Annotated in this window: 18 protein-coding genes; 10 read left to right on the forward strand and 8 right to left on the reverse strand. The window is 64.4% G+C overall.

The features are described from left to right. Positions 1-34 precede the first annotated feature (34 nt). The 3 genes from XI04_RS13715 to XI04_RS13725 form a co-directional block, all read right to left on the reverse strand. Complete coding sequence (locus tag XI04_RS13715; protein ID WP_091965798.1) at positions 35-241, reverse strand: hypothetical protein; 207 nt, start codon at positions 239-241, stop codon at positions 35-37. Positions 242-411: 170 nt separating this feature from the next. Then, positions 412-1,035 carry an HAD-IA family hydrolase gene (locus tag XI04_RS13720; protein ID WP_028141560.1) on the reverse strand — a complete coding sequence of 208 codons (624 nt, stop codon included), beginning with the start codon at positions 1,033-1,035 and terminating at the stop codon, positions 412-414. A 14-nt stretch (positions 1,036-1,049) separates the two neighbouring features. Next, positions 1,050-2,183, reverse strand: a complete 1,134-nt coding sequence (locus XI04_RS13725; RefSeq protein ID WP_095424081.1) for an alpha-hydroxy acid oxidase — start codon at positions 2,181-2,183, stop codon at positions 1,050-1,052. Positions 2,184-2,537: 354 nt separating this feature from the next. On the opposite strand from XI04_RS13725, the gene XI04_RS13730 reads away from it, so the two are divergent. After that, positions 2,538-3,875 carry a S41 family peptidase gene (locus XI04_RS13730; protein WP_028141562.1) on the forward strand — a complete coding sequence of 446 codons (1,338 nt, stop codon included), beginning with the start codon at positions 2,538-2,540 and terminating at the stop codon, positions 3,873-3,875. A gap of 101 nt (positions 3,876-3,976) precedes the next feature. On the opposite strand, the gene XI04_RS13735 is transcribed toward XI04_RS13730, so the two are convergent. Beyond that, complete coding sequence (locus XI04_RS13735) at positions 3,977-4,231, reverse strand: hypothetical protein (protein ID WP_271610091.1); 255 nt, start codon at positions 4,229-4,231, stop codon at positions 3,977-3,979. Positions 4,232-4,693: 462 nt separating this feature from the next. On the opposite strand from XI04_RS13735, the gene XI04_RS13740 reads away from it, so the two are divergent. From XI04_RS13740 to XI04_RS13770, 7 genes are all read left to right on the forward strand, one after another. Next, the gene (locus XI04_RS13740) at positions 4,694-5,914 is read left to right on the forward strand and encodes an OpgC domain-containing protein (RefSeq protein WP_097668910.1); all 1,221 of its coding nucleotides are present in this window, start codon (positions 4,694-4,696) and stop codon (positions 5,912-5,914) included. A 153-nt stretch (positions 5,915-6,067) separates the two neighbouring features. After that, a complete protein-coding gene (locus XI04_RS13745) occupies positions 6,068-6,748 on the forward strand; it encodes a Spy/CpxP family protein refolding chaperone (protein ID WP_179879959.1) in 681 nt (226 codons plus the stop codon). 21 nt (positions 6,749-6,769) lie between these two features. Further along, positions 6,770-8,719 (forward strand): FAD-binding oxidoreductase, encoded by a 1,950-nt coding sequence (locus XI04_RS13750; protein WP_271610089.1) that lies wholly within the window; start codon positions 6,770-6,772, stop codon positions 8,717-8,719. A 1-nt stretch (position 8,720) separates the two neighbouring features. After that, on the forward strand, positions 8,721-9,428 hold the full coding sequence (locus XI04_RS13755; protein WP_212428622.1) for an iron reductase: 708 nt from the start codon (positions 8,721-8,723) through the stop codon (positions 9,426-9,428). Next, a complete protein-coding gene (locus tag XI04_RS13760) occupies positions 9,425-10,204 on the forward strand; it encodes a cytochrome c3 family protein (RefSeq protein ID WP_038971485.1) in 780 nt (259 codons plus the stop codon). The genes XI04_RS13755 and XI04_RS13760 overlap by 4 nt, the downstream gene beginning before the upstream one ends. A 167-nt stretch (positions 10,205-10,371) precedes the next feature. Continuing rightward, positions 10,372-10,845, forward strand: coding sequence for a hypothetical protein (locus tag XI04_RS13765; RefSeq protein ID WP_131233093.1), 474 nt, complete (start codon positions 10,372-10,374; stop codon positions 10,843-10,845). Between the two features lie 356 nt (positions 10,846-11,201). Continuing rightward, positions 11,202-11,813: an RNA polymerase sigma factor gene (locus XI04_RS13770; RefSeq protein ID WP_028141570.1), complete on the forward strand. Its 612-nt coding sequence runs from the start codon at positions 11,202-11,204 to the stop codon at positions 11,811-11,813. Here the strand turns inward: XI04_RS13770 and XI04_RS13775 are convergent. Continuing rightward, positions 11,810-14,542 (reverse strand): bifunctional diguanylate cyclase/phosphodiesterase, encoded by a 2,733-nt coding sequence (locus XI04_RS13775; protein WP_271610088.1) that lies wholly within the window; start codon positions 14,540-14,542, stop codon positions 11,810-11,812. The genes XI04_RS13770 and XI04_RS13775 overlap by 4 nt on opposite strands. Before the next feature lie 310 nt (positions 14,543-14,852). Between XI04_RS13775 and XI04_RS13780 the strand changes: the two genes are divergently transcribed. Further along, on the forward strand, positions 14,853-15,017 hold the full coding sequence (locus XI04_RS13780; RefSeq protein ID WP_018320265.1) for a Flp family type IVb pilin: 165 nt from the start codon (positions 14,853-14,855) through the stop codon (positions 15,015-15,017). Here XI04_RS13780 and XI04_RS13785 read toward each other — a convergent pair. Next, positions 14,998-16,254 carry an MFS transporter gene (locus tag XI04_RS13785; RefSeq protein ID WP_097668903.1) on the reverse strand — a complete coding sequence of 419 codons (1,257 nt, stop codon included), beginning with the start codon at positions 16,252-16,254 and terminating at the stop codon, positions 14,998-15,000. The two genes, XI04_RS13780 and XI04_RS13785, sit on opposite strands and share 20 nt — an antisense overlap. Continuing rightward, positions 16,251-17,666, reverse strand: coding sequence for an amidase (locus tag XI04_RS13790; RefSeq protein ID WP_097668911.1), 1,416 nt, complete (start codon positions 17,664-17,666; stop codon positions 16,251-16,253). Before XI04_RS13790 ends, XI04_RS13785 begins: the two co-directional genes overlap by 4 nt. Before the next feature lie 138 nt (positions 17,667-17,804). Between XI04_RS13790 and XI04_RS13795 the strand changes: the two genes are divergently transcribed. Beyond that, positions 17,805-18,398, forward strand: coding sequence for a CGNR zinc finger domain-containing protein (locus XI04_RS13795; RefSeq protein ID WP_097668904.1), 594 nt, complete (start codon positions 17,805-17,807; stop codon positions 18,396-18,398). 14 nt (positions 18,399-18,412) lie between these two features. Here the strand turns inward: XI04_RS13795 and moaC are convergent, their stop codons facing one another. Further along, the gene (gene moaC / locus XI04_RS13800; RefSeq protein ID WP_028141576.1) at positions 18,413-18,913 is read right to left on the reverse strand and encodes a cyclic pyranopterin monophosphate synthase MoaC; all 501 of its coding nucleotides are present in this window, start codon (positions 18,911-18,913) and stop codon (positions 18,413-18,415) included.

An 18,913-nucleotide genomic window follows, 5' to 3' on the forward strand; every position in this document is an offset into this window, starting at 1 on the left:
GGCGATGGATGACGAGTGCCACGGCCGGCATCGCTCAACTCCCGCTCGGCCGGTCCGGCCCGTCGTCCAGCGCGACGTCGGGAGCCTTCGGCCCTTGATCCTTGTCGGGCAGCGGATCGGCCTGGGATTTCAGGTCGGCGGCCTTGCTGATCAGCTTGGCGGAAAGGTCAGAATCCGAGGTGGTTCTTGCGAATTCAAGCAGGAGAGAGGCTTGCTTGGTGAGATAGGTTTTGCCCAGCACGTCCATAAGTCCGGTGTAGAAGTCCCAACGGACTCAAGAGTCCGGAAGGGGCCATTCCGTTCCCGGAACTCCGTACAAAAATGCACAAAGCGCTCTGGTTCCTCATTTTGGGCAAAATTGGCTCCGGGAGGGCTGCCCCGACGTTGGCGCCTCCCGATGAGCGGAGATCGTCAGATGCCCAATGCCTTCAAGGCGTTCTCGACGTCGCGCGGCGACGTCACATGCACCGCCGTCAGCCCGCGCGACCGCGCGCCTTCGATGTTCTCGGCGAGGTCGTCGAAGAACACGATACGTGCTGCGGGCACGCCGATCGCGGCGACGACATGGTCGAAGGCTTCCGCGTCGGGTTTGCGCAGGCCGATGCTGGACGACAGATACAGCGCGCGGAAATGGCCGAGCAGTTCGCCATATTCCTTCGAGAAATAGTCAACATGCGGCCGGTTGGTGTTGGAGAAGGCATAGAGCGGCATCTGTTTCGCCGCGCGCGGCAGCAGCTCGGCGATATCAGGCATCTCGCCGGCGAAGATCGCGTTCCAGCCTTCCAGGAACTGGGCGTCCGAAATGCCGATGCCGAGCGAAGCACGCAGCGAAGCGAAATAGTCCTCGTCGCTGATCTTGCCGACCTCGTGCAGCCGGTAAGCCTCGTCACGCACATAGCGCGCGACGATGGCCTCGGGCTGGCAGCCGGCATGTCCCGCCCAGCAGGCGATCGCCTTGGAGAAGTCGATGTCGAGCACCACGCGCCCGAGATCGAACAGCAGCGCATCCGCGCTGCCGGGAGAGAGCGATGTCATTACGTCCTTTTCACTCAGTATCGATACGGATCGTGGTCGAACAGCGGGAATGCGCTGAACACGCTCGGCGCGTTGGTGGCGGTCGCCGGATGCAGGCAGGATTTGTCGACCTCGGCAAATGACGTGGCGCCCAAAAGGCCGAGGCAGCGCAGCACCTCGTCCTCCAGCAGCTCCAGCATCCGCGCGACGCCGGCCTCGCCAGCCGCCGCCAGCGCCCAGCATTGCAGCCGGCCGATCCCGACCAGGTCCGCGCCCGCCGCGATCGCCTTGACGATGTCGGTGCCGCGACAGATGCCGCCATCGACCATGATCTTGGCGCGGCCCTTCACGGCCTCGACGATCTCGGGCAGCACATGCATGGCGCCGCGGCCATGGTCGAGCTGGCGGCCGCCATGGTTGGAGACGTAGATCCATTCGACGCCGTGATCGACCGCGATCTGGGCGTCCTCGGCGGTGGCGATGCCCTTCAGGATCAGCGGAATCCTGAACTTGTCCTTGATCATCTTCACGGTCCGCCACTCCAGGCCCTTCTGGAAATCGCCGCCGGTGGCACGCAGGCGGCTCTCGCGAACGTAGCGCTTGGCGATGTCACGCTCACGACGGCTGTAATGGGCGGTGTCGACGGTCAGGCAGAAGCCGGCATAGGCGTTCTTCTCGGCCCGGCTGACGACATCCGCGACAAAGGCATCGTCGCCGCGGACATAGAGCTGATAGAGCCGCAGCGCATCGGGTGCGGCTTCGGCGGTCTGCTCCAGGCCTGGCTCGGACACCGAGCTCAGCATGTGCGCCGCGCCGAAGGTGCCGGCAGCGCGCGCGACGCTCGCCGCGCCATCCGGGTCGAAGATCTCGAGCGCGCCGACGGGGGCGAGCACCACCGGCAGGCGCATTTTGCGGCCGAACTGCTGAACCGAGCCGTCGACCTTTCGGACGTCGCGCAGCACCCGCGGCCGGAAGGCGATCTCGTCCAGCGCCATGCGGTTGCGGCGCATCGTGGTTTCGGTCTCGGCGGCTCCGACGATGTAGTCCCAGGCGTTCTGGTTGAGGTTGGCCCGCGCTTTCCGAATGAATTCGTGCAGGTTTTGGAACGGCTCGTTGCTGGCGCCGAGCTCGACGTTCCGTTCCGGCCGGATCCGGGGTGCTTCGTTCATTGTTATCCTCCCGAGAATTTGAAGCCTTGTGTCATCGCCTAACCCGTCCAGCGCTCCAAAACCATCCTAAAATGGCATGGCTGCGCGGCGTGGACGGACGCACCGATTCCCCCTTTAGGTCCCTTTGGGGGCGGGCCAGTCCTGCAACGTTGCCAAAAGTTTAGGCCCGAACGAAGCGATTTTTGCGGTGTACCGGTCGGCGGTGCATCCCGGCCTTGAAGAAACCAGAATGGTATTGTGAGAAGTGGACTGGATCGCCAATTGCATGGCGCCTCCCAAGTGTGCTTCCCAAGTCTCGAGAGACGAGCCCAAGCAAGCTCAAGCGAACCGCCAAGCAAAAAGGCAAGCCCATCCATGCGGAAAACCCTGCTGTTCCCTCTGGGCGCGCTCACCGGAGCGTGTCTCACCCTTCTGGTCGCCAGCCCGCACGGTGGTGTATGGGCGGCACGGGCGGCAGCGAGCGCGGACGATGCCTATTCCCAGCTCAACCTGTTCGGCACGGTGTTCGAGCGCGTCAAGGCGAGCTATGTCGAGAAGCCCGACAACGCCAAGATGATCGAAGGCGCGATCACGGGCATGGTGACCTCGCTCGACCCGCATTCGCGCTACATGAACGCGAAGGCCTGGACCGAGATGCAGGAGACCACCTCCGGCGAGTTCGGCGGCCTCGGCATCGAGGTCACGATGGAAGACGGCCTCGTCAAGGTCGTTTCCCCGATCGACGATACGCCCGCCTCGAAGGCAGGCCTGATGTCCGGCGACCTCATCAGCAAGATCGACGGCGAGGCCGTGCAGGGCATGACGCTCGAGCAGGCCGTCAACAAGATGAAGGGCCCGGTCGATACCAAGACCAAGCTCACCATCGTGCGCAAGGGCGCTGACGCGCCGCTCGATGTCGCGATCACGCGCGAGATCATCCATGTGCGCCCGGTGCGCTTCCACGTCGAGAACGGCGACATCGGTTATATCCGCGTCACCTCGTTCAACGAGCAGACCACCGACGGCCTGAAGAAGGCGATCGCCGCGATCGCCAAGCAGGTGCCGCAGGAGAAGCTCACCGGCTATGTGATGGACCTGCGCAACAATCCGGGCGGTCTGCTCGACCAGGCCGTGTCGGTGTCGAGCGCCTTCCTCCAGCGCGGCGAGGTCGTTTCGACCCGCGGCCGCAGTCCGGAAGAGACCCAGCGCTTCACCGCGCATGGCGGCGACCTCACCAAGGGCAAGCCGCTGGTGGTCCTGGTCAATGGCGGCTCGGCCTCGGCTTCCGAGATCGTGGCCGGCGCACTGCACGATCACAAGCGTGCGACCATCATCGGCACGCGCTCGTTCGGCAAGGGTTCGGTGCAGACGGTCATTCCGCTCGGTGCCGGCAATGGCGCGCTGGCGCTGACCACGGCGCGCTACTACACGCCGTCCGGCCGCTCGATCCAGGCCCAGGGCATCGCCCCCGACATCGAGATCCTGCAGGACGTGCCGCCGGAGCTGAAGGGCCGCATGGACACCATGGCGGAGTCCCAGATGCGCGGGCATCTCTCAGCCGGCGAGGGCGGCGAGCAGACCGGATCGCAGTCCTATGTTCCGCCGAAGGAGGAGGACGACAAGGCCCTGCATGCCGCGTACGACTTCCTGCACGGCGTCACCGCCAACGCGGTGGCCGCCAAGCCCGCGTCGAAGGCCGCGGTGCCGAACTAAGGTCTTCGACTTTCAGAGATCGATATCGCCCGGGAGTGGATGTTCGCTCCCGGGCGAATTCGTTTTGGGCGTTCGCGAGCGGCGGAATCACTGCGCGATCGTCATTGCTGCTTCTTCGGACCCGTGTGATGCGGGACTTCGGTCTTCGGTCCGCGGCCGTAATGGTGGCTGCCGCCAGATCCGCTGGTCGTCCCGCCGTCGCTCTCTTTCTTGCCCATATGGTGAGGGACCTCGGTCTTCGGTCCGCCCGAGTAGTGATGGCCGTTCTTCTCATCGGCCGTGCTCGTCTGTGCCATGGCGGGCAACGCAACGAACGACATGATCGCGGCGGCGACGATCAGCTTGCGGTGACTCATTCTGGTTTCTCCTGTTGATCTCGTCGAGTTGGTGTCAATCAAGTCCCGGTGGCTCGATCGAGCAGCAACCAAACCCGGAGCTTGATTGTGTAGGTTGAGCAAGATCAAATGTCGACGCGCGCACTCGCGAGCGTCGTTGCGCGGATCGCCGTGTTGCCGCAGGCGACGAGAAACGTCGATCTTCTTACAGAGAAAAATTCTCGCCGCTGCGAGAAATCGCAGGTCGCGCGCAAAGCCCGCGAGCATGCCGAGAGATATCGTGGCCGATGACTCTTCCGGTGGAGGACGACGGGCGCCTCGATTCATTACGCGCTTGAATCACAAAAAGATTTGGCTGGTGCGCCGATCGGGTTTGATGTCCGTCAAACCTGCGTCGATGACGCAACCTAGCGTGCCGCGCGAATGAGCGGCGACACGGTTGCGATCCGACAAAAATTGACCGCAGAGATGGAGAACGCACCGTTGACTGACGAGACCATTCACGCCCCCGGTCGGCCCTTGCAAGTTGCGTTTCTCCGGTTGTGGGAAGCGATCACGATCAGGTCGGTGCTGGTCAAGCAACGGCGCGATGTGCGACTGGATCTGTTTCGCGGTCTGGCGAACTGGTTGATCTTTCTCGGGCACATTCCAGATTCTGCGCTCGCCTGGTTCACGACGCGAAACTACGGCTTCAGCGATGGCGCCGATCTGTTCGTGCTGATCTCCGGCTACACCGCGACGTTCGTATTCGGCTCGATGATGATGGAGCGTGGCTTCGTCATCGGCGCAACCCGGCTGCTGCGGCGGGTGTGGCAGCTCTATGTCGCTCACCTGCTGTTGTTCCTGGTCTATCTCACGGCCGTGCACTACATCGCGCACAGCTTTGACGATCTTCATCTGATGGATCAGTTCAACGTCGCGCCGCTCATGAACTTTCCCGTCGAGACGCTCTCGCAGGGCCTGATACTCAAGTTCAAGCCGCTCAATCTCGACGTTCTGCCACTCTACATCGTGCTGATGGCCGCGTTTCCCGTCGTGCTCTGGTTCATGCTGCGATGGCGCAATGCAGTGATGATCGGCTCGCTCGGTCTCTATCTGGCCGCCCGACATTACGAATTGAATCTGCCGTCCTATCCGGCCGGAGTCTGGTATTTCAATCCGTTCGCCTGGCAATTGCTTTTCGTATTCGGAGCCTGGCTGGCGTTGGGAGGGGCGGCGGCAAGCCGCTGGCTGCTGTCGTCCCGCACGCTGCTCGTCCTCAGTAGCGGCTTCCTGATCCTTGCGCTCGCGATGACGCTGGCGGAACGAGTTCCGGGACTGCGGGACTACATTCCCGAGGGGCTCGCCGCCGTCTTCATTCCAAACGACAAGACCAATCTGGGGCCTTATCGCGTCATCCATCTGGCGAGCCTGGTGTTCATCGTCGTCTCGCTCATTCCGATCGACTGGCCCGGTCTGAGGTCACCGGTGCTCCAACCCTTGATCAGATGCGGTCAGCAGTCGCTGTCCGTGTTCTGTGTCGGCCTCTTTCTGTCGTTCGTCGCGCATTTCGTGCTCGAGTCCGGATCCGAGGGGTTGTGGGCCCAGCTGCTGGTCGGTGCCGCCGGCCTGTGGATCATGACGATCGTCGCTTACTACCGGACGTGGTCGAAGGGCGTGGACAGAAGCCGATCGTCCGAGCAGCGCGGGGAGGCTGGCGAATGACGACCTCCGAGTTGGTCGCAGCGGCCTTTGACACCTCCGTGCGTAAGAGTTGCCGGCGCTTCGCGTCTATATGGCCTGACCCGCCCCACGCTGTCCTCATCGCAGATCTCGATGAGCAGAGAACCATCCGAATCAAACCCCTGGAGAAAGACCATGGACCTTTCGAGAAAATTCGCCATGAGCGCAGCCGCCTTTGCCGTCCTTGCCCTGGGGCTGGTTGGGCCGTCGTCCGCGATCGCCGCTGGCCATACGCAGTCCGCGATGATGGATGACGACAAGATGTCGAAGATGCCGGCCCCGTCGGATTCCAGCGACAAGATGAACATGGGTCAGCCAGCGGGGCAGCCGCAGAACATGAGCGGCGGTCGGATGAACGACGACAACAAGATGAAGATGCCGCCGCAAGGCCAGGACAATTCCGGCATGATGCAGATGATGCAAATGATGGAGAAGATGATGCGCGGCCAGATGGGTTCGTCCGGCAGCAGCGGTGCGATGAGCGGCCCCGTGGATGTGACAGAGCGGATCGAGGGGCGGATCGCCTTCCTGAAGGCCGAGCTGCAGATCAGCGATAAGCAGGCGGCCGACTGGAACGGTGTCGCCGACGCCTTGCGTTCGAGCCGGCAGCACCTGCTGGAAGCGCGCAAGATGCTCGCGATGGATGACAGGTCGGGAAGCGCCGATCGTCTGGAGCATTACGAGCGGCATTTGTCCGAGCGTCTGGAGGCCATCAAGTCGGCCCGCCAGGCCTTCACGCGGCTCTACGCGTCATTGAACGAGAGCCAGAGGCAGACGGCCGACACGATCCTGCTGCCCTTGATTGCGTCGTTCTGATCGTCGAGGTGAGCGCGAGATATGTTCGGTCTGCCCCTTCGTTGTCGAGTCGGCCTGTCTGCGCTCGTCGTCCTGACGAGCCAGCTTGTGGCGAACGCCGCGCCCGAATCGGACTTCGGCCTCGGCCGCGCGCATCCGACGGGGCAGGTCGCTCAGCGTTGGGAGCTGGCGCAGGCAGAGGACGACCACGCCGCACATCATCCCGCGGCGTCCGGCTCCGCAGGCGGTGCGGCCGATGTGCCGCCCAGCGGCACCGCGCCGGGGATGATGGGTGGAATGGACGGCATGATGGGCCGGCCGCGCAAGGAGTTCTACCCGGCATTGATGGACATGCCGGCGCTGTCCGCCGAGCAGCGGAGCAGGCTCGAGGTTCAGGCGCGCGAGCGGATCAGCGCAGAGGCCGATCGCCTGGCGGCTGCCGAGATGGAACTGCGGCACGCTATCGCCGGAGGCGATAGCGTCGCGGCGGATCAGGCGTCGCGGCGGCTTCGCGAGTCCCTGAACGCGGTTCAGAGCGGCGTGGTCGCGCTGCGTTCGTTGCACGAGGGCAAGCCGCCGCAGCAGATCGCGCAGGCGTGGTTCAAGTCGCAGATGAACCTGCTGCCCCAACGCGGTGCCATGGCTGCGGATGACGGCACGCACGGAATCTCCTGGTTTCACGTCACGACCATGGCGCTGCTGGTGCTGTTCTCGCTCACGCTGATTGCCGTCTATGTCGCGCGCATGCGCCGGGCGAACGCGCTGGTCGATCGGCTGACGCGTGCTGCGGCCGTTCCGGCTGTTGCCGCGGCCGTCCCATCCGCGACGGCCGTCAGCTCGCCGGACGAGAAGGCCGTGGTGACACCTGCGCAACAGACAAATCGCGACACTGCACGAGTCGAACCGGGCCGCTCCTGGAAGGGCAGACTGAAGATCTGCGCGATCTATCAGGAGACGCCGAACGTGAAGACCTTTCGTCTGCAAGCACCGGACGGCGGCGCGATTCCTTTTGCGTTCCTGCCGGGACAGTTCCTGACCTACGCCATCGAGATCGACGGACAGATCGTCAGGCGCTCCTACACGATCGCGTCGTCCGCGGCCCAGACCGCTTATGTCGAGACCACGATCAAGCGCGAAGACGGCGGGCTTCTGTCGGACTACATGCATGACCAGCTGAAGGCGGGAGACCTCATCGAGGTTGCAGGCCCCTCCGGCGCCTTCACGTTCACCGGCGCGGAAGCCGACAGCGTCGTCCTGATCGGCGGCGGGGTCGGCATCACGCCACTGATGGCGGCGATCCGGTATCTCTCGGCCATCGCGTGGCCCGGCCAGATCTACCTTGTCTATGGCGCTCAGACGACCGAGCAATTCATCTTCCGGGACGAGCTGGAATATCTCCAGCGCAGGATGAACAATCTGCACGTCGCGGCCACGATGGTGCGGGCCGCGGGCACGTCGTGGATGGGAAGCGAGGGGCAAATCACGGCCGAGTTCCTGACGCAGGCTGTGCCCGATCTCACCAGACGACGCGTTCATTTGTGCGGTCCGCCCTGCATGATGGACGCGCTCAGGAAAACCTTGATCGGGCTCGGCGTGCCGCGCGTGCAGATCAAGACGGAGGCCTTTGGGCCGGCCCGCGGCGCCGTTCCACCTCCCGGCAAAGTCGCGGCCGAAGCGCAAATGCCGGCGACTGAGGCGAGCAATCAAGGGGCTGCAACAGTCGGTCCTGCAACGGCGACCATTCGCTTTGCGACATCCGACAGGGTTGTGGCGCTGCCTCCGGACAAAAGCGTCCTGGAGGTGGCCGAAGGTGCGGGCGTTTCGATCGATTATTCCTGTCGGGTCGGGGTCTGCGGCGTCTGCAAGACACATCTGTTGCAAGGAAACGTCACGATGGAAGTCCAGGACGCCCTGACCGCGGACGACAAGGGGAACGGTCTGATCCTGGCCTGCCAGGCGAGATCGGTCGGCGATCTGGTCGTCGAGGCCTGACATGATGGATCGGAGAGGGCGCCTGATCGCCGACGTCACTCTGGCGGCCCTGTTGTTGCTGGTGCCGGCGTTCCTGCTGCACTCCGATATCAGGTTCGCAGGAAGCCTCGCCGGCTTTGTCCTCGGGGCCGGTGCGGCCGTGCTGATCATTCTTCTTCTCGTCTATCCCATGACGAAATACAGCGTGGGTTTGAAGGCCCTGGTCACGCGATGCGTGTCGATGCCGACGCTCCTGGCATTTCACGCCTATGCAGGAATCGTCGCGGCATTTTTCGCGCTTCTGCACACGGGCCACAAATTTCAAAGTCCGCTCGGGATCGCGCTGGTGGCCAGCATGCTGGTCGTAGTCGTCACCGGATTTGTCGGGCGCTACTACCTGCCGCAGACCGCGATGGAACTCCGTCAGCAGCAGTCGCATCTGGCGACCTTGAGGTCGGCCTATGAGCACATGGCGTCGGCTATGTCGTTGCCCGATCGGGGGGTGCGTGACGGGGCCGCCGTGCCTGCATCGGCGTTGCAGAATGTGCCCGTGCTGCAGCTCGTCGATGGCATTTCCGACCTCGAATCGGCGATCGGATCGAGCGAAGCAATCAAGAGAATCTTCCTGCAGTGGATCGGGCTGCATGTCATGGCGGCGATCGTCATGTATGCGTTGCTCGTGGTGCATGTGGCGGCCGAGGTCTACTACGGGCTGCGGTGGCTCGCGTGACGATCAGGGGCGTGCTCTACGCCGTGGTCGCGACACTGGTCGTCGCGAGCGCGGCGGTTGTGTTGATCGCTCTCTATCGGGGCAGCTCCGAGGTCGTTCCGGGGTGGACGAGGCTTGTGACGCCAGGGCCGCTTTCCGAGAAGCATGCATTTCTGTCCGACAAATGCGAGAGCTGCCACACGCCGGTCAGAGGCGTCGATCCGGTGGCCTGTATCTCCTGTCATGCGCCTTCCGCCGGGGATCTCGCCAAGCAATCGACGGCGTTTCACGCCGCGGCGGGCGGTCAATGTTCCGGCTGCCATCTTGAGCACATCGGCGAGCGGCGGCCGATCAGGATGGATCACGCCTCACTTTTGCAAATCGCAAGGCCTCCACCCGGCGGGGCATGGTTCGACCGGGCCGCTTCCGACCAACTGACGGCGGACCTGAAGACATTTCTGGGCCTGCCAAAGTCCGACCGGCGGGAAAGGGCGGAGCTCGATTGCGTCGGCTGCCACAGCAACCGGGAGCCGCACCGCGAATTGTTTGGACGGGACTGCGCGGAATGCCATGGGCTCGCGTCCTGGAAAATCGCAGGCTTCCTGCACCCCTCGCCAACGTCGAGGGACTGCGCCCAATGCCATCAGGCGCCGCCGAGCCACTATATGGGCCACTTCGTCATGATGGACCGGATGATCACGGGGCAGGAGCACGCATCGGTCAATCAATGCTTTCTGTGCCACAGGACCGACTCGTTCAATGACATCAAGGGCGTCGGCTGGATGAAGCATCATTGACCGGTTCGAGCGTGCGACGGAGATGGGTGCTGCACATTACAGAATTCGGCAAAAAAAATATGAGGCTCATTTCGCGATGAATCGCGCGGCCGGATAGAGGCGCCGAACCTTGAAATCCTGCGCAGAGCACGACGCTCATCGTCGCTCTTGCATTGACGATGCCGCGCGTGTCGTTTTCTGTTGGCCGTCCCTTCAACCAGAGCTATATGTTCCGGGTCGAGGCAGTAGGTGCACAGATGATTGGCTTGAGAAAGCCAAGGCGAAGGTGGTGGGGATGGCTTGTCGCCATCGCATATCTGCTTGCCTCGATGACACCGTCGCTTGCGATCTCGACCGCTCTGGATGCATCGATTCAATGCGAGCATCCGGCCGATCAGCCTGCGCATGAGCACGCGCACGATGAAGGTGCCACTGTGCATTCGCATGACGTTGCGATGGCCGGGGATTGCGACGACGATCAGGGCCGGCCTGGCGACCGGCATGCCACCTGCTGCGGCTCGGTGCTGTGCTTCAGCGCCGTGTCGCCTCAAGCTCCCGCGATTGCGGAGTTCGTCGTGCCCCATGCGCGCTGTGAAGCGCAGCCTGATGTGATCGGCGACGCGGGTGCGTTCCGCCGTCACTACCGGCCCCCCATCGCCTGAGATAGCTCCCGAAGATCGAACTGCGTCGCTCCAGGTTTGAGCGCGGATCGGCACGTCTGCGAGGGGCGCCATGCCCCGGCGGATGACGGCGATGCGCACCCAGACTTCGCACACCGCGATGCGACAGGACCGGTCTCGGTCGTTGATCGCGTGCGCTGCGTGTTGAGCGGAAGAACGCCGACGTCGCGATCATCGGCTTGCGGAAGGCGAGGTGACCGCGTGAGCGACGTTCGAGCGGTGATCTTCGCGACTCTTGTTCGGGGGCTGCCGCATCCGCGGATCGCCGCCGTGACCGATTTGACGCGTTCCCGCTCCAACGAAGCAATCTACCGAATGTCACGCAAGGACGATGCGTCATGAAATCGCCGAACGAGAGTCTGCCAGTGCGGACAGTCGGCTCCCCGGATGCGCAGGACGCCGTCGTTCGTGCCGCCCTCGTCGGCAGTTACGATCGCCTCCGCAGCTATCTGCAGCGACGCTTTGGCGGGAAGGCGGAAGCGGAGGAGGTGCTCCAGGCGTTCATGCTGCGCGCGCTGGAGCGGTCCGGCGACATTCGCGACGCGGATTCGGTCCGAGGCTGGTTGAGCAGGGTCCTGGCGACCACCATCGCCGATTTTCACCGTCAGATATCAAAGAGCAGAACGCGGGAGATGCCGTTCCCGCATGAGCTCAACGAGCGTCTCGCAGCCGATCCGGAGGCCGCGGCGAATGCCGCGGTCTGCGAGTGCCTTCATACCCATCTATCCCTGCTGAAGCCGGAGCATGCCGAAGTGATCAGAAGGGTGGACCTCGGTGGTGAGTCGCGGGAGCTCGTCGCGGCCGATCTGGGCGTGACCGTCAACAACCTGACCGTTCGCCTTCATCGCGCGCGACACGCCCTGAAAGAGCGTCTCGAGCAGACATGCGTTGTATGTCTCGAGGAAAGCTTCTGGGAATGCCGCTGTGCCGACAACCGAGGTCCGACCTAGCTCGCCTCGCGGCGACGGGCTTTCGCGCCGCCGCGCTGGGCGAGCCGGCTGCGATGCAGCGCGAACAGCTCCAGCACCTTGTCGGCGGGCTTCGCGGCGCTGAACAGATAGCCCTGCATCTCGGAGCAGCCGAGCGCGCGGAGCAGACGCTGTTGCTCCTCGGTCTCGACGCCCTCGGCCGTGGTGGTCATGCGGCGCGCGGCCGCCAGGTTGACGACGGCCTGGACGATGCTGGCCGAGCCGTCGGGGCCGCCGATGTCGTCGACGAAGCAGCGGTCGATCTTGATCTTGTCGAACGGGAAGCGGTGCAAATAGCTCAGCGACGAGTAGCCGGTGCCGAAATCGTCGAGCGCGATGCGCACGCCGATGGCGCGGAGCTGGTGCAGGATCGCCAGCGCCGTGTCGTCGTCGCGGATCAGCACCGCCTCTGTAATCTCGAGCTCGAGCCGGCTCGCCGGCAGGTTGGAAGCAGCGAGCGCCGCCATGATCTTCAGCGCCAGCGTGCCGCTCTTGAACTGCACCGGCGAGACGTTGACGGCGAGGCGGATGTCGTCGGGCCAGTTCGCAGCGTCCCGGCAGGCGGTCGCCAGCACCCATTCGCCGATCTCGTTGATCAGGCCGGTATCTTCGGCGATCGGGATGAACTCCGCCGGCGAGACCATGCCGCGCGCGGGATGACGCCAGCGCACCAATGCCTCGCAGCCCGTGATGCGATCATCCTTCAGGCTGAGGCAGGGCTGGTAATAGACCTCGAGGCCGCCATCGCGCCGCCCTTGGGCGATGGCGTGGCGCAGGTCGCTCTCGAGCTGCCGGCGCTCGCGGATCTTGGCGTCCATCTCCGGCTCGAAGAAGCGATAGGTGCGGCGTCCGGCGGACTTGGCGGCGTACATCGCCATGTCCGCGTTCTTGAGGACCTGGTCGAGCGCCGTGCCGTGTTCCGGCGCAAGCGCAATGCCGATGCTCGCGTCGGTGGTGAGATGATGGCCCATGCAGTCGAACGGCGCGCGGATGGCCGCGAAGACCCGCGCGACGAGCTCGTTGACCTGGTCGAGCGACGTCACCGCGCTCTGGACGATGGCGAACTCGTCGCCGCCGAGCCGCGCCACGAAATCCGCCGGGCCGGCACAACGGCGCAGGCTTGCGGCAATCGATTTCAACAGCTCGTCGCCGACGAGATGGCCGAGCGCATCGTTGACGCCCTTGAACTCGTCGATGTCGATGTAATGCACCGCGATCTGTTCGTCGTTGCCGACTGCGGCCAGCTCTTCGCGCAGATGCTCGTGGAACATGGTGCGGTTCGGCAGGTCGGTCAGCGCGTCGTAATGGGCGAGGTGGGTGATGCGCTCCTCGATCCGGCGGCGCTCGGTGATATCCTCGTGGGTCGCCACCCAGCCGCCGTCCGTGAGCGGCTCGTTGAGGATGTGGATCGAGCGGCCGTCGGAGGTGTCGACCACCATGGAATTGCGCGTATGGACGCCCTTCAGCACGCGCACGACATAGTCGTCGATGTCGCCCGTGAACGAGCCGGTCGCCTTGCGATGGGCGATGATGTCGTGGAAGCTCGAGCCGGGCTTCACGATCTCGGCCGACAATCCGTACATTTCGAGATAGCGCTGATTGCAGACTACCAGCCGCTGCTCGGCGTCGAACAGCAAGAGGCCCTGCGTCATGTTGTTGACGGCGCGATCGAGCCGCTGCTTTTCCAGCGTCAGCCGTTCCCGCGAGAGGCGGTGCTGCTCCAGAAGCTTGCGCACGACCGCGATGAGCACGCCTGCGATGGCGAGTGCGGAAGAGGCGGCCACCGAGATCAGGATGCCGATCTGCTCGCGCCAGTCCGTCAATGCGGAGGCGCGCGTCGTGGTGGCCATCATCAGGATCGGGAAGTGGGGCAGGGCGCGCGAGGAGATCAGCCTGTCTTCGCCGTCGACGGGGCTCATGAATCGTCCGGCGAAGTGATCGAGGCCGAAGACTCTCTGCTGCGCGGGCGTCCCGTTCTTGAAATTCCGCCCCATCAATTCGCTGGAATGGGGATAGCGGGCGAGCAGCGTGCCGTCCCGATGCAGCATCGAGATCGTCGCGCCTTCGCCGAGCACGACGGAGGCGAAGAACTTCTCGAAATTGGCGGGCTCGATGCCGCGCCCGACGACACCCAGGAACTCGCCGTTCGGCCCGACGATCCTGCGCACGATCAGGACGGTCCAGGCGCCGGAGATGCGACTGTGCAACGGCTCGATCAGGACATCCGGCGAATAGGGATCGTATTTGAAGGTGCGAAAATAGGCGCGGTCGGCAACGTTCACTTTCGGAGCCGGCCATGCCGTCGATGAATTGATCAGATTGCCTTCGGCATCGATGATGTTGACGCCGCCGATGTAGGGCAGGGCCTCGATCTTCGAGCGCAACATCCGGTGGACGTCCTCGCCGGCGAGGCGCTTGCGATAGTCCTCCACGGTCCTGATTCCGGTCGTGCGGACGTGATCGACGAAGTCCTTCTGGATGACCGCGAAATCCTGCAATTGCTGATCGAAATGATGGGCGAGCAGCAGCACGGTGTTTTCCAGCTCGCGGCTGGAGTTGCGCAGCGCCCGCTCGCGGAAATTCTGCGCCATCAGGACCGAGCCAATGGCGATGGCCGCGATCAGCAGGGCGCCGCCCACCACCAGCCAGCGGATCGGTCCGCTGCGCACGAAGGCGTGGTCAAAGAGGCGACTGCCGAATCTCGTCATCATGCTGGATCATTGCCGTGCACACGTCAGGATCAATTCTTGGCCCCGAAGACACCCGTTGGTTTACGGGAACGGTGTGGAGGCGAAGTTAGGAAGCGCGGTTAACGCTGTGTGAACGGCCGCGCGCAAATGCAACCGAGGTCCGCGATACAGCGGGCAGGAATTGCCGAAGGCGTTCGAGGGTGCCGGTCAGTTCCTGCCGGCTATCCCACAATCAACCAAGGCCTAACCATCTAACGTGTTGAGGATCCTCGCCTCGGCATTGGCACGTGATTTGCGAGATGCCCGCTGACGACACAGAGAGGACGCAACGATGAAGAACACCCTGAAGAACTTCCTTGCCGACGAGCGTGGGGCAACCGCGATCGAGTACGGCCTGATCGCGGCCGGCATCGCGCTGGCCATCATCACCGTCGTGAACGGCATGGGCGCCAAGCTCAACAGCAAATTCACCGCGATCAGCGCGTCGCTGCGCTGATCGCGCGGGTGCCGCTGCGCGCCAGTATCGCCACCACGATCAGCGCCGCGACGATGTTCGCGGCGGCACTGATCAGGATCGGCATCGTGTAGCTGTGGTTGTCGTCGTAGGCGAAGCCGGCCGCGCTCGGGCCAATCAGCGTGCCGAACGCCACGCTGGTATAGAGAATGCCGATGATTCCGCCGACATTGCGTCCGCCAAAATAGTCCATGACCACAGAGGGCAGCACCGCGACCCAGCCGCCGTAGAACACGCCGTAGATGAAGGCAAAAGCGGCGAGGGTCCAGACATCAGCGGCAATGGCCCAGATCGTCATCGCGAGCGCCATTCCGGTCAGGACCATGATCAGCGCGCGGTCGCGGCCCATCCGGTCGGCGAGTGCGCCGAGAAAGAAGCGGCCTGCGGTGCTGCCGGCCCCGATCACGCCGAGCAGCAGCACAGCGGAGGATGCCGCGACCCCGTGGTCGCGGGCATAGGGCGCGAGGTGGACGAACGGGACGAAGGCTCCGAACGAGCAGACCAGGCACGATAGGTAGAGAGCGACAAACCGCGTCGACCGGATGGCCTCGCGCACGGATGCGCCGCCGGCGTTGTTGGCGCCCGCGGCATCGCGAGGCGGATCACCGTCGGGTCCGAGCCCGCGGTGCTTCGGATCGTTCTCGATGAGCAAGGACATCCCGCCGCCCAGCACCAGCGCAATCGCGCCCAGCACCAGATAAGCGCCGCGCCAGCCCACCGAGGCGATCAGCAATGAGGCGAGCGGCGGCATCGCCAGCGTACCGAGCCCGATGCCGCTCACCGCGAGCCCGGAGGCAAAGCCGCGGCGTCTGACGAACCAGCGTTGCACCGCGCCGATGGCTGGGACATAGGCGCAGCCGACGCCGAGACCGACGCCGAGCCCGTAGGCGAGATAGACCTCGACGACGGACCGGGCAGCGCTCGCGGCGGCAAGTCCGACCGCGACCAGGATCATGCCGGCGACGGCCAGCGGACGCGAGCCAAACCGGTCGGCGAGTGGACCGCTGACGAGGCCGAGCGCGAAGTACAGAAAGCCCGCGATCGAGAACACCAGCGAGATCGAACCGCGCGAGGCGCCGAAATCGCGCTGGAGCGGCTCGAGGAATGCGCTGAACGTGTAGGCGGAGCCGAAGCCGACGAACATGACGGCAAATGCCGCCGCGACGACGAACCAGCCATGGAAAATGTTTCGCTGAGCGAGCGTGGATCGAGTGGTCAATGCTGCCTCCGCGAGGTGAGGGAAGGATGGCGGCGATGCCAGGACGTGACCCGCTGGAAGGCCGCGCCGGCGCGCACGAGCGTGGCCTCGCCCAGATGGGCGGCGACGAGTTGGAACGCGATCGGCAGTCCGTCCGCGGACGCACCACCTGGCAGCGTGATGGTGGGATGACCGGTCATGTCGAACGGGCATGTGTAGCGCTGCAGCTTCGCGATCAGATCCGGCTGTTCGCCGAGCGTCTGGATCATGGCAAGCGTCACTGGCGGGAACGGGTGCACCGGGATCAGCAGCAGGTCGATGGTCTCGAACAGCGCAGTCACCCGGCCGCGTAGCGCCAGCCGTCGCAGCAGGATCTTCTGATAGTCGAGAGCAGAGAGAGCGCGGCCGGTCTCGAGCACGGAGGCGAGGATCGGACCATACTCATCCTTGCGGGCGGGATAGGTCGCCTCGTGAGCGACCGCAGCTTCCACCGCACAGTTCGGCGTCCAGTCGGCGATCGCCTGCGTGACGTCGGGAAATCGGACATTGACGGTGTCGGCGCCAAGCGCGCTGAAAGCATCGATGGTATCCGCCAGCATGCGCTGGGTCGCAACGTCCACGTCGTCGCTGTTCCAGGCGGGATCGACGCCGATCCGCAAGCCCCGCACGTCCTGTGCGGCGGCGGCCAGATAGTCGGGGACCGGATCGACCAGCGACGTCGGGTCGTTCGGATCGTGTCCGGCGATGACGCCGAGCAGCGCGCCGGCGTCGGCGGCGCTACGGCCGATCGGTCCGACATGGTCGAGCGTCGCGGCAAGCTCGAAGGTGCCGTGGCGGCTGACGCGGCCCCAGCTCGGTTTCACTCCGGTCAGGCCGTTGGCGGCGCAGGGCCAGCGGATCGAACCGCCGGTGTCGGAGCCGAGCGAGCCGAAGCAAAGTCCGGCAGCCGTTGCGACCGCCGAGCCGCTGGACGAGATGCCCGGCCAGTAGCTTGCATTCCACGGATTCTTCGGCGGTTTCACCAGCGGATGGTGATCGGCATAGGCACCCTCGGTGAGTTGCGCCTTGCCGAGGATCACGGCGCCCGCGCTCTTGAGCCGGCGCACGACGGTTGCGTCTTCACTGGGACGAAAGTCGCGATGAAGCGTGGTGCCTGCCGCCGTCGGAACGCCCTCGGTCCAGAACAGGTCCTTGAGCGCAATCGGCACGCCATGCAGGGGCCCCCGATACCGGCCCTGCGCGATGTCGGCGTCCGCGGTTTCCGCCTCGGCCATGGCCGTTTCCGCCATCACGTGAACGTAGCTGTCGAGATCGCAGTCGATGGAATCGATCCGGTCAAGTTGCGCGCGCGTCACCTCCAGCGCCGAGATTTCGCGCGCCTTGAGGCGTGCCGCGAGCGCGGTGAGTTCGAGATAGTGCAGGGCGTCGGCCACGGCTCGATTCTCCATTCCGATGATTGGAGGCGCTCGACCCCGAAGGATCGTTCGACACCAGTATAGATAAGATACAGGTGTTGATTGCTGTCAACCGGTAAATCTGTTTTACTGGTGTTCAAAATCTTTGGAGTTCCGATGTCGAAAGAGTCGCGCAAATTCCAGGTTCCGGACGCGTTGGCGAACCTCTACGATTTCGCCAACACGCTCGATGTTCGCCACTTCACGCATTTCGGCGTGGAGCACCCGGAGAGCGATGCGCTTGGCGGCCCGAAGGACCTGGCGGACTGGATGCGGGAACGCGGCCTTGGCGCCAAGGGCAGCCATGTCACGCCCGCAATGTTCGAGACTGCGCTGAGGATGCGCGAGGCCTTGCGTGCCTATCTGCAGTGTGAGCCGAGCGAGCGGCTCCGGAACAAGAGCGTTCTCGGCACGCTCAATGACGCGCTGGCGCCGTTTCCGTTGCGGGTGGAGGCGCACGCAGGCCGTGGCGCGACGCTGTCAGCAGCGCGCGAGGATGCGCTCGCCGGCCTGTCGGCCATCGCGATCGAGCTTCATGACGCAACCCTCGTGGGAACGCTGGACCGGCTGAAGATGTGCGCGTCGGAGGAATGCCGCCGGTTGTTTTTCGACCGGTCGAAACCATCGACGCGGCGGTGGTGCATGTCGACGCTATGCGGCAACCGGATGAAGACGCGCGCTTATCGCGAGCGGCAGCGCGAGGCGAAATAGAGCGGATTGCGCAGTCAGGCGCGGTAGTGGCCGGACTTGCCGCCGAGCTTCTCGACCAGATGGATGCCCTCGATGCGCACGCCGCGCTCCACCGCCTTGATCATGTCGTAGATGGTGAGGCAGGCGACCGAGACGGCCGTGAGGGCCTCCATCTCGACGCCGGTCGGACCCGTTACCTTGACGCTGGCGCGGACGAGGCAGCCCGGCAGTTTTGCGTCGGGCTCGATGTCGAGCGTCACCTTCGACAGCGCCAGCGGATGGCAGAGCGGAATCAGCTCCGAGGTGCGCTTGGCGGCCATGATGCCGGCGATGCGGGCGGTGCCTAGCACGTCGCCTTTCTTGGCATTGCCGGATACGATCAGATCGAGCGTCGCCTTGGTCATGACGACCCGGCCTTCCGCGACCGCAAGCCGCTCGGTCGCCGGCTTGTCCGACACGTCGACCATGCGCGCCTCGCCGGAGGCGCCGATATGGGTGAGGGCCGGGACGGCCTTCTTGGCCGGATTACGCGCCAT

Origin of the sequence: Bradyrhizobium sp. CCBAU 11430 (genome assembly GCF_028128855.1) — a bacterium.
Lineage (GTDB): Bacteria > Pseudomonadota > Alphaproteobacteria > Rhizobiales > Xanthobacteraceae > Bradyrhizobium > Bradyrhizobium ottawaense.

Coding starts and splice junctions, on each gene's coding strand:
- XI04_RS13720 (WP_028141560.1), bottom strand. CDS start 1,035: ATGACATCGCTCTCTCCCGGCAGCGCGGATGCGCTGCTGTTCGATCTC.
- XI04_RS13725 (WP_095424081.1), bottom strand. CDS start 2,183: ATGAACGAAGCACCCCGGATCCGGCCGGAACGGAACGTCGAGCTCGGC.
- XI04_RS13730 (WP_028141562.1), top strand. CDS start 2,538: ATGCGGAAAACCCTGCTGTTCCCTCTGGGCGCGCTCACCGGAGCGTGT.
- XI04_RS13735 (WP_271610091.1), bottom strand. CDS start 4,231: ATGAGTCACCGCAAGCTGATCGTCGCCGCCGCGATCATGTCGTTCGTT.
- XI04_RS13745 (WP_179879959.1), top strand. CDS start 6,068: ATGGACCTTTCGAGAAAATTCGCCATGAGCGCAGCCGCCTTTGCCGTC.
- XI04_RS13750 (WP_271610089.1), top strand. CDS start 6,770: ATGTTCGGTCTGCCCCTTCGTTGTCGAGTCGGCCTGTCTGCGCTCGTC.
- XI04_RS13755 (WP_212428622.1), top strand. CDS start 8,721: ATGATGGATCGGAGAGGGCGCCTGATCGCCGACGTCACTCTGGCGGCC.
- XI04_RS13770 (WP_028141570.1), top strand. CDS start 11,202: ATGAAATCGCCGAACGAGAGTCTGCCAGTGCGGACAGTCGGCTCCCCG.
- XI04_RS13775 (WP_271610088.1), bottom strand. CDS start 14,542: ATGATGACGAGATTCGGCAGTCGCCTCTTTGACCACGCCTTCGTGCGC.
- XI04_RS13780 (WP_018320265.1), top strand. CDS start 14,853: ATGAAGAACACCCTGAAGAACTTCCTTGCCGACGAGCGTGGGGCAACC.
- XI04_RS13795 (WP_097668904.1), top strand. CDS start 17,805: ATGTCGAAAGAGTCGCGCAAATTCCAGGTTCCGGACGCGTTGGCGAAC.
- moaC (WP_028141576.1), bottom strand. CDS start 18,913: ATGGCGCGTAATCCGGCCAAGAAGGCCGTCCCGGCCCTCACCCATATC.